This window comes from Vibrio sp. 10N.286.51.E5 (assembly GCF_041469125.1).
GTDB lineage: Bacteria > Pseudomonadota > Gammaproteobacteria > Enterobacterales > Vibrionaceae > Vibrio > Vibrio crassostreae_C.
In genome coordinates, this window is the sequence record NZ_JBFRJZ010000124.1 from 1 (window position 1) to 9,234 (window position 9,234).

A 9,234-nucleotide genomic window follows, 5' to 3' on the forward strand; every position below is an offset into this window, starting at 1 on the left:
GGCTTTGTTTCCTAATTGGATCTCAGATAGAAACGGCCAGTATGGGTGATTATTAGGCTATTTCTATCGTTTTAGGCATACCTAACCCTGTGAGCTTATTCAACGCTTTAATCATGGCGTAGGTTTCACCAACCTGAGCATTATAGTTTCTTAAACTTAATCGCCCACCAAACAGTGTCTTTACACGGAACATAGCCGTCTCTGAAAGTGACCGTTTATGGTAACCGTACTTCTTTTTCCAATGTTTATTTGAGCCGTATAATTTCTGGCAAGCTACCGCCAGATTACGGGGGTGACCTCGTAACCAAAAAGCAGCACCTTCTCTCGGTGGAATAAGTGGAACAGCTTGTTTAATACGTATTGCTTCGTAGCATTGTCTTGTATCGTAAGCTCCATCACCAGATATCTCATTGATTCTACGACGAGTTTGATTCAGTAAATTAGGAAGAGCTTCACCGTCAGTGACATTCGATAAACTTAACTCAGCCGCAATGATTTCATGAGTGCCAGTGTCTACGGCTAAATGGAGCTTACGCCAAACTCGACGCTTCCCGTCAGTACCATGTTTTTTTACTTTCCATTCACCTTCACCGTAGACCTTTAGCCCTGTTGCATCAATGGCTAAATGCTGTATTGCGCCTCGGGTCTTTGTCTTGAATGACACATTAACCGTTTTGGCTCGTTTACTGATGCATGAATAATGAGGACATGACAACGGGAGTTGAGCGAGTTTGAAAACAGAATCGATGAATCCTTGTAACGCTCTCAACGGCATCGCGAATACTCGTTTAACCATGAGGGCGGTCGTAATGGCTAAGTCACTAAACAATCGAGGTCGACCTCGTTTACCTTGCTTGAGTTGCTTCCACTGTTGAATCGCTTCCTCATCAATCCAGAATGTCCGTGAACCACGATTGATTAGGGCTTGGTTATATTGTTTCCAGTTAGTTGTTCTGTAGCGAGGCTTTGGCATTGCTCTAAGTATGTGAGTGAACTTAGATGATCTGATCGTAGCTTTAAGCATTAGTTCCCTGATTTAGGAAACAAAGCCGTTGTGCATCGTCTTCAATCACGACTATTGGTTCATTCAATTCAACACACTTTTCCCATAGCAAATAATGACTTGCAAAACACCCTAGTTCACCAGGCGTCATTTCATAACCTTTACAACGCATTCTCTTCTTTGAATTGTAATAACTAAAAAGAGGGTGTACGTCCTTTCTTCCATCAACTGCATCGAAAAACTTAAAATCCTGACCAATGTTAGCAAATTGTTGTTCGATACTAACTCTTCTTTCTAATGCATCATCTAAACTGATCACGAAAATATTCATATCAATTACCACTTTTATTGCTCATAACCAAAGACTAGACTTTCAAAGTCTTTTTCTTCCCAGTGAATAAGACCTTTAGATTGCTCTTTTCTAAATGATCTTAAAAGTCTATCCAAATTACTCGGGTATACTTTCTCATTATTTGACTCATAACATTTATCAAAGTCTATAATCCATACATTATTACTCGAATCAATTAAAATATTATGGATATTGAGGTCTGTATGAATAACCCCAGCTTTATGAATTTTTGATATCTCTTGACCTATTTTCTTATACATATTTTTAGACAGCTTTGCTTGCCTTAGAACCCCGACTAAATCCTGAGCTTCAGTAACCCGCTCACTAATAAGGTCTGCCTGGTAGGTAACTAGGCTTCGTCTAGCAATTGCAGCTATCGGCCTCGGCACGTTAACCCCAGATTTATTCAACTTTAACAACAATTGAAATTCTCGAGCACTTCGTGTGCTGCACCATCCAGTAAAAAGGTATCTATCTTTTACAAGCTTCCCAAACAACCCTCCTCGGAAGTAGTGCCTAAGGGCAGCCTGCATTGCATCTAGCTGAATAAACCAGGTTGTTCCTCTTCCTTTAGCTGATCCAACAACTTGATTTTTATCTTCCCAATATTGGACATGAAACATTTCTTCAGAAGGAGTTCCTATAATACTGCTATCAAACCAAATCATAGTGTTAGATTGTTTCTTCTGATCAACTTTCATTTCTATCTCTATTATTTTACCGTCATACGCGCATGGTTAGCATCTGACCATGCTATCATGGCTTAACAAGATGATCTAAAGCACGACTTAATCTCACCTTGTAATTTTACATTTAATTACCTTAGCCGCATAATTTACCTGTATCGAATTTCTAACTGGTTCAAACCATGCTTACTTATGCCCCTTCTTCAATCTGTATTCTTCGTTTATCCGCAATTGGTGACGTTTGCAATACCATAGCATCCGTTCAAGCTATCCAAAAACAGTGGCCTGAAACTCAAATAACGTGGATTACTGGTAAACTTGAAGCTCAACTCCTCCAAGCAGTAAATGGCATTGAAGTGATTGTTTTTGATAAAAAAGCGGGACTCGGTGGCTATAAGTCATTATGGAATCAGCTGAAAGGGCGTAAGTTCGATGCCTTGCTTCATATGCAATATGCGATTCGAGCAAGTGTAGCTACCTTGGGTATTAACGCAAAGTATAAGCTGGGGTTCTCCCCTGAACGCAGCCAAGATTTTCAAACGTTGTTCACCAACGTCAAAGTGCCTTCTCCAGCGTCTCTTCATGTCGCCGATGGTCTAATGGCATTTGCTCATAAAATTGGTGTACCTCAATCTGAGCTATCTTGGTCTTTGTCTTATTCTGAAGAGGACAAGGCTTGGGCGGAAACAAAGCTAGACTCAGAGAAACCCAACTTATTATTGGTTCCCGGAGCGAGTAAAGCATACAAGAACTGGAATGCTGAAGGCTATGTCGATGTCATTAATCATGCGCGAAATAATGGCTGGAACGTCATCCTGGCAGGTAGCCCAGCAAAGATAGAAGTTGACCTAGCCAGCGATATTCAAACACTACTTCAAGAGCCTTGTTTAAACTTGGTTGGTGAAAGCTCCATCATGCAAATGTTATCGCTGATAGACTTAGTGGATATTGTTATTGCCCCAGATACTGGTCCAGCTCATATGGCAAGTGCGATGAAAACGCCAATTATTGGCTTATATGCCCACCATAACCCTATTCGTGTAGGTCCTTATAACTACTTGAAGTATGCCGTATCTGTCTATGAAGAGGTTATCTTTGCAGAAACGGGAAAAAATAGTCAAGAATTAGGTTGGCGAACTCGAGCAAAAGATGAAAAGGCAATGGACAGGATTTCCAGCGATAGCGTTGTGACTATGTTTGATCAAGTTGTCGAAGATTTGTATCCGCAATACCTGTAAACTCTACCTTTAGAATAGTGTTCAAGAAGGAATCTACCTTGTCTAAACCCACTTTAGCCGTTGCCTTAATCGTAAAAAATGAAGAGAAGCACCTTAAAGCTTGTCTAGACACAGTAAAAGATTGGGTCGATGAGATTGTTCTTCTAGATTCAGGTAGTACTGACAGCACTGAAGAAATCGCTAGGCAATATACCGATAAGTTTTACACCAATTTAGAATGGCCTGGGTTTGGTAAACAGCGTCAACTTGCTCAAAACTATGTAGAATCAGATTTTATACTTTGGCTTGATGCCGATGAACGTGTCACAGATGAATTACGTAAAGGCATACTCAATGCAATCAGCCAACACAGAGATAAAAACATTTATCGTGTGAACCGACTGACAACAGCCTTTGCTAAAGAGATTCGTTACTCAGGCTGGTCACCTGATTGGGTTGTACGTTTATACAAAACATCAGAAACGAAATATAACGATGCGCTAGTTCACGAAAGCGTTGTGATTCCCGATGGCTTTAAAGTAGTTTCATTGAATGGCCGATTAAAGCATTTTACTTACGAAAAATTGGGCGAGTACACGCGTAAAACCCAACTGTATATGCAATCTTGGGCAGATCAACGTGAAGGTAAAAAGTCGGCCTCACTTTTTAGCGCATTTACACACGGCTTCTTCCGTTTCTTCAAAATGTACATTATTAAACGTGGCTTCTTAGATGGTCGACATGGTTTTTTACTTGCTGTACTGAGTGCAAACACAACCTTCACTCGCTATGCCGATCTGTGGTTGCGTGATTACGTCAAAAAACACAATTAAAGAGCAATAACATGAACATTTGCCACGTTAACTTAGCTTCTGGATACCATGGCGGCGAGAACCAGACACTGCAGCTCATTAAGCAGCAAGTAAAGCTCGGCTATCAACTGACTGTCGTTGCAAACCCGAAGAGCCCTTTCGTCGATGCGATAAAAGCGCTAGGTGTTAAAGTGGTATTGGCTAACCATTTTACCAAAGCACACTCAAAGTCTATTACCAACGACTGTGCTCTTATCCATGTGCATGAAGGCCGTGCTATCTATTGGGCTCTAATCCAACATATGCTCTACGGCAAACCATATATTATAACTCGTCGAATCGATAACGCACTAAAGAAGAAATGGTTGGCAAACTTAGCCTATTCAAAAGCATCCGCGGTGATAGGTCTAAGTACTGAGATAGTTCAGAGAGTGAAAGATGCTTACCCAACTTCAGTAACGTACAAAATCCCAAGTTCACCAGTTACATACCCTGTTAACGCACAAGCCGTACAAACGATTAGAGACCGCTTCGCAGACAAGTTTATAGTGATACATGGAGCGAACATGCTGAAGCATAAAGGCTTCAATGTCACCGTCGATGCGGCACGGGTTCTAGAAGATTCTGCACCGTTCATCCATTTTTGTTTACTAGGCGATGGCTCAGAGAGACAAGCTCTTGAGTCACAAGCAAAAGACCTTAATAACATCAGCTTCGAGGGCAAACAAAGCAACATGGGCGACTGGTTTGCCGCGGCGGACTTGCAAGTACACCCTTCCTACACAGAGGGGCTTGGCTCTGTCATCTTGGAAGGTATGGGCTCTGGTTTACCTGTTATAGGTACTAATGCCGGTGGTATCCCTGATATTATCGACCACAACTCCAATGGCTTGCTTGTTGAACCCGGTAATGCTCAAAAGTTGGCGGATGCAGTAATGAAGGTAGCCCAAGACGAAAGACTTAAACAAGATTTCATCGCACAGGGGCAAGAGAAATTGAAGTTATTTGATATCAACTATACTGCGAATCAATACGCAGACGTTTATGAGAAAGCTTTACGATGAAAAAAGTTATATATCCTGGCACGTTCGATCCAATCACTAACGGCCACCTAGATATCATTACGCGTGCAGCAGACATGTTTGACCAAATTATTATTGGTGTAGCGGCAAGCCCTTCAAAAAAAACACTTTTTAGCCTAGAAGAACGCGTAAAGCTCGTTGAAGAATCGACGGCACATCTAAGCAATGTATCAACGGCTGGATTCAGTGGATTATTAGTCGATTTTGCACGAGAACAGCAAGCTAATATATTGGTGCGCGGCCTTAGAACAACGGTAGACTTTGAGTACGAGTTCGGTCTAACAAGTATGTATCGAAAACTACTACCTGGTGTAGAGAGCGTGTTTTTGACACCAGCAGAAGAGTATGCTTTTCTCTCTTCAACCATCGTTCGTGAAGTGGCGATTCATGGTGGGGACGTGGAGCAATTTGTACCTAGGTGTGTTCACGCAGCTATCAAAACAAAGGTAGCACAATGAGTTTTAGAAAGTTCAAATACTACTTATCCAATAGCCTTCTGGTCTTACTGCCAAATGCAATCCGTAAAACATTGGCCAATAACCTTATTCAGGCAACGCCCATCAACTCTTATATTCAAGGTAGAGTCGATTACTATAACAAGGTTGACTCACCATTTGCTCTCCCAGATAAAGGCTCAGTTCATGTTAAAGACTTTAAGAAAACGGGTGGGACGACCTACTATTTCGATCTTCACAAGGTAGTAAAGTCTTTTCCGTCACACTATTTTTTCCAATTTTTGAATGGTGATGTTCGCCGAATCCCAGAACAACCAAGTTTTCTAAAAAGTCGGCCAATCAATAAAGATAATCAATACTCTGTTTTACTCAAATTGAATGAAATTCGCCATTTCCAATTTATTTCTGATTCTCAGTCATTTCGAAGTAAAAAAGACATGGCAGTTTGGAGAGGTGTTGGTTACCAACCTCACCGAAAAAAGGTTCTTGAGCAGTACTATGCTCACCCCTCATGTAATATTGGTCAAACTCACCCCGTTAAAGGAGAACCTTGGGAAAAGGGGGTAATGTCCATAGAGGAGCAATTACAGTACAAATTTTTACTAGCCATCGAAGGTAATGATGTTGCAACCAACCTAAAATGGGCAATGTCTTCAAACTCACTGGTCATTATGTCCAAACCCAAATATGAGACATGGTTTATGGAAGGCCGCCTCAAAGCTGGCGTTCACTACGTGGAAGTTACGGATGATTACTCTGACTTAATTGTGAAGATGGAGTACTACATCGCACATCCAGAAGAAGCTGAAAGCATTATCGAAAATGCAAATACGTGGGTCGATCAGTTTCGAGACCAAAAGCGAGAGCGTTTAATTTCTTTGCTGGTAGCAAAGAAGTACTTCGAGAAGTCAGGACAGCTATAATATAACCACACGTTATCAACCCTACATTTTTCGCTCTGGTAACCAATGGTCACCTCGATATGATCTTCCGTGCCGCGAGCGAGTTTGGTCTCACTAGCATGTATCGTAAGCTCCTAACTGGCCTTGAAAGCGTATTTCTGCCCCCTTCAGAAGAGTATGCTTTCCTCTCTTCAACCATTGTTCGTGAAGTCGCTATACACGGAGGGGATATTAGCCAGTTTGTACCTCAAAAAGTAGCAAACGAAATCACAATAAAAACAGCCAAATAATTCTCTTTATCTACTCCGAAAAACAAAAATAGCGCTCATTGAGCGCTATTTTTAATTCAAAGCTATCAATTACTACGTAAGCGCGCAATTAACCCCACATTCTAATATCAGCAAGCCTTTGTCATAGTTTCCCAAACAAATGGAGGAACTATGACTCAATCAGAAAAGCACCAACATTGGACGGCCATCATCTCCAAGCAGCAACAAGGTGGACTTTCCATTCCAGACTTTTGTAAAAAGCACGATATTAATTACGCCACTTTTCACTATTGGCTAAAAAAGCTCAAGAACACTGACAATGAACAGGTCGCGCACCAAATGGTCATTAATAGCCAACCGTCTTTTTGTGGCGAAATGGTCGTTGTACATTTACCTAATGGCGTGCGCGCCGAGCTGCCGACATCACTTTCATTTTCTCAAATTCAAACTTGGATGAAGGCGCTGCAATGCTCCCAAGTGGCGCGGTTTATCTCGTCTCGGGGGTTACCGATATGAGAAAGTCGATTGACGGCCTCTCTCTCATTGTCGCTGATGTGCTAGAAATGGATCCATTGAGCAGTGCGTGGTTCATCTTTTGTAATCGTGGCCGAGATAAAATCAAAATTCTCTTTTGGGACACTAACGGCTTTTGGCTCTACTATCGCCGACTCGAAAAAGGCCGCTTTAAGTGGCCAAAGCCTACAGTCGCGGGCCATATCCACATATCTACTCAACAGCTTAACTGGCTATTATCTGGGTTGAATCTTGAAAACCCAAAGGCTCATCAGCCCCTTTATGGCCGAGAAGTGTGAGCGATGATACTGATCACCTCATTGGGCTTGAGCGATCCTTTTTCACTGTCAAACTAAGGGGAAATGACAGATGACGAGCCCCAAAAAATGACCGAACTTCCTGATGATGTAGAACAACTCAAAGCGATGCTACTCAAGCTTCAGGAAGAGAACTATGAACTGAAAAAAACAGTTGATACCCAAGCAGAAGAAGTGGTTGAGTTAGAGAATAAAATGCAGCTGCTTCTTGAGGAACTTAACTTAAGTAAGTCCAAGCGCTTCTCCGCCAAAAGTGAAAAAGCCCCGAAAGGGACGTTTAACGAAGCTGAGCAGCAAAATGCCTTACCTAAAGCCAGTCCAAAGCATCACAAGAAAGGCCGAAAACCATTACCAGTAGAGCTTGATCGTGAAGTTCATCAGCACACACTCAATGCCCCTTACTGTTTATGCTGCAATGAACCGCTACATCCATGCGGTACTGAAGTCTCGGAAGAGCTAAAAATCATCCCTCAGAAGGTCAGCGTCGTGCGGCATGAGCGCACGAAATACGCCTGCCGTCAGTGTGAAAAGACACAAACCAGCAGCAAAATCGTCACCGCCCCTCGACCTGCCAACATGATCCCGAAAAGCATCGGCAGCCCTGAAGCATTCGCTGCGGTAGTTACGGCCAAATATGTTGACGCCTTGCCGCTTTATCGCCAGGTTGAAATCTTAAAGCGCTCAGATATCGAGTTAAGCCGAGGCACGCTTGCAAACTGGTGTGTTCAACTGGGCAGTAAAGTGACCGTTATCGTTGAAGCAATGAAAGCTCATTTACTGAATGAAAAACTCATCTGCGCGGATGAAACGACCGTTCAAGTGTTGCGAGAGCAAGAGCGCTCAGCACAAAGCAAATCTTATATGTGGGTCTATCGTAGCGGTGAGTTCGCCAAACAACCTGTGGTCATTTACGACTATCAACCAAGTCGTGCAGGGCAATGTGTTAAAGACTTCCTTGGTGGCTACTCGGGTTACCTACTCACCGATGGTTATCAAGCTTATAACGGCCTCGATAATGTTAGCCAAGCGGGGTGCTTAGCACACGTAAGACGCAAATTTACCGATGCACAAAAAGCGCAACCGAAGAAGAAATCGGGCCGTATCGAGAAAGCCATCAGCTTTATCGCAAAGCTTTATGGTATTGAACAGGAAGCTAAAGGCTTGAGCACTGTCGAGCGGCAACATCTACGACAACGAAAATCGAAACCCATCTTAGGCACGTTCCATAAGTGGTTGCTGGAAAGCCAAGGAAAAGTACTGCCGAAAAGTCAAATCGGCCTCGCCATAAATTATACGATTAACCAATGGCCGAAGTTGCTCACTTATCTAGAAGATGGTGACATAAGCATTGATAACAATGTGACAGAGCGAGATATCCGTCCGTTTACAACGGGTCGAAAAAATTGGATGTTCTCAACATCAGTTGAAGGTGCGACTGCGAGCGCTAACTTGTATAGCTTGGTGATGACTTGTCGTGCAAATAACATCAATCCATATTACTACTTCGTGCACTTATTCAAAGTGCTGCCGATGCGATCGCCACAAGATGATCTGACCGATCTTATGCCGTGGGCGCTGGAAATCGATGAGGCTGAATAAGGCCTTACTGCTTAATTGCGCGCTTAC

Annotated in this window: 10 protein-coding genes and 2 pseudogenes; 9 read left to right on the forward strand and 3 right to left on the reverse strand. The window is 42.6% G+C overall.

The annotated features are described in order from the left end of the window. Positions 1 to 52: 52 nt before the first annotated feature. From AB4161_RS22825 to AB4161_RS22835, 3 genes and pseudogenes are all read right to left on the reverse strand, one after another. Complete coding sequence (locus AB4161_RS22825; protein WP_372084416.1) at positions 53 to 973, reverse strand: IS5 family transposase; 921 nt, start codon at positions 971 to 973, stop codon at positions 53 to 55. A gap of 79 nt (positions 974 to 1,052) precedes the next feature. Beyond that, positions 1,053 to 1,334: pseudogene (locus AB4161_RS22830) on the reverse strand (glycosyltransferase family 25 protein); the annotation flags it as partial. A 14-nt stretch (positions 1,335 to 1,348) separates the two neighbouring features. Further along, the gene (locus AB4161_RS22835; RefSeq protein ID WP_248388732.1) at positions 1,349 to 2,056 is read right to left on the reverse strand and encodes a 3-deoxy-D-manno-octulosonic acid kinase; all 708 of its coding nucleotides are present in this window, start codon (positions 2,054 to 2,056) and stop codon (positions 1,349 to 1,351) included. A 167-nt stretch (positions 2,057 to 2,223) separates the two neighbouring features. Here AB4161_RS22835 and AB4161_RS22840 point away from each other — a divergent pair, with 167 nt between their 5' ends. The 9 genes and pseudogenes from AB4161_RS22840 to tnpC all read left to right on the forward strand — a co-directional run bounded on the left by AB4161_RS22840 (position 2,224) and on the right by tnpC (position 9,207). Continuing rightward, positions 2,224 to 3,279, forward strand: coding sequence for a glycosyltransferase family 9 protein (locus tag AB4161_RS22840; protein ID WP_372084418.1), 1,056 nt, complete (start codon positions 2,224 to 2,226; stop codon positions 3,277 to 3,279). A gap of 38 nt (positions 3,280 to 3,317) precedes the next feature. Continuing rightward, entirely contained in the window at positions 3,318 to 4,091 is a 774-nt protein-coding gene (locus AB4161_RS22845) for a glycosyltransferase family 2 protein (RefSeq protein ID WP_372084420.1), read from the forward strand. Positions 4,092 to 4,102: 11 nt separating this feature from the next. Beyond that, on the forward strand, positions 4,103 to 5,134 hold the full coding sequence (locus AB4161_RS22850) for a glycosyltransferase family 4 protein (protein WP_372084421.1): 1,032 nt from the start codon (positions 4,103 to 4,105) through the stop codon (positions 5,132 to 5,134). After that, the gene (gene coaD, locus AB4161_RS22855) at positions 5,131 to 5,610 is read left to right on the forward strand and encodes a pantetheine-phosphate adenylyltransferase (RefSeq protein ID WP_248388724.1); all 480 of its coding nucleotides are present in this window, start codon (positions 5,131 to 5,133) and stop codon (positions 5,608 to 5,610) included. The genes AB4161_RS22850 and coaD (AB4161_RS22855) overlap by 4 nt, the downstream gene beginning before the upstream one ends. Further along, a complete protein-coding gene (locus AB4161_RS22860; RefSeq protein WP_372084423.1) occupies positions 5,607 to 6,530 on the forward strand; it encodes a glycosyl transferase family 90 in 924 nt (307 codons plus the stop codon). Before coaD (AB4161_RS22855) ends, AB4161_RS22860 begins: the two co-directional genes overlap by 4 nt. An 80-nt stretch (positions 6,531 to 6,610) precedes the next feature. Next, a pseudogene (gene coaD / locus AB4161_RS22865) lies at positions 6,611 to 6,799 on the forward strand (pantetheine-phosphate adenylyltransferase); the annotation flags it as partial. Positions 6,800 to 6,949: 150 nt separating this feature from the next. After that, positions 6,950 to 7,294 carry an IS66 family insertion sequence element accessory protein TnpA gene (gene tnpA / locus AB4161_RS22870; protein WP_372084425.1) on the forward strand — a complete coding sequence of 115 codons (345 nt, stop codon included), beginning with the start codon at positions 6,950 to 6,952 and terminating at the stop codon, positions 7,292 to 7,294. Next, positions 7,291 to 7,590, forward strand: coding sequence for an IS66 family insertion sequence element accessory protein TnpB (gene tnpB, locus AB4161_RS22875; protein WP_372084427.1), 300 nt, complete (start codon positions 7,291 to 7,293; stop codon positions 7,588 to 7,590). Before tnpA ends, tnpB begins: the two co-directional genes overlap by 4 nt. Positions 7,591 to 7,677: 87 nt before the next feature. Then, positions 7,678 to 9,207, forward strand: coding sequence for an IS66 family transposase (gene tnpC / locus AB4161_RS22880; RefSeq protein ID WP_372084429.1), 1,530 nt, complete (start codon positions 7,678 to 7,680; stop codon positions 9,205 to 9,207). The last annotated feature ends 27 nt before the right edge of the window (positions 9,208 to 9,234 follow it).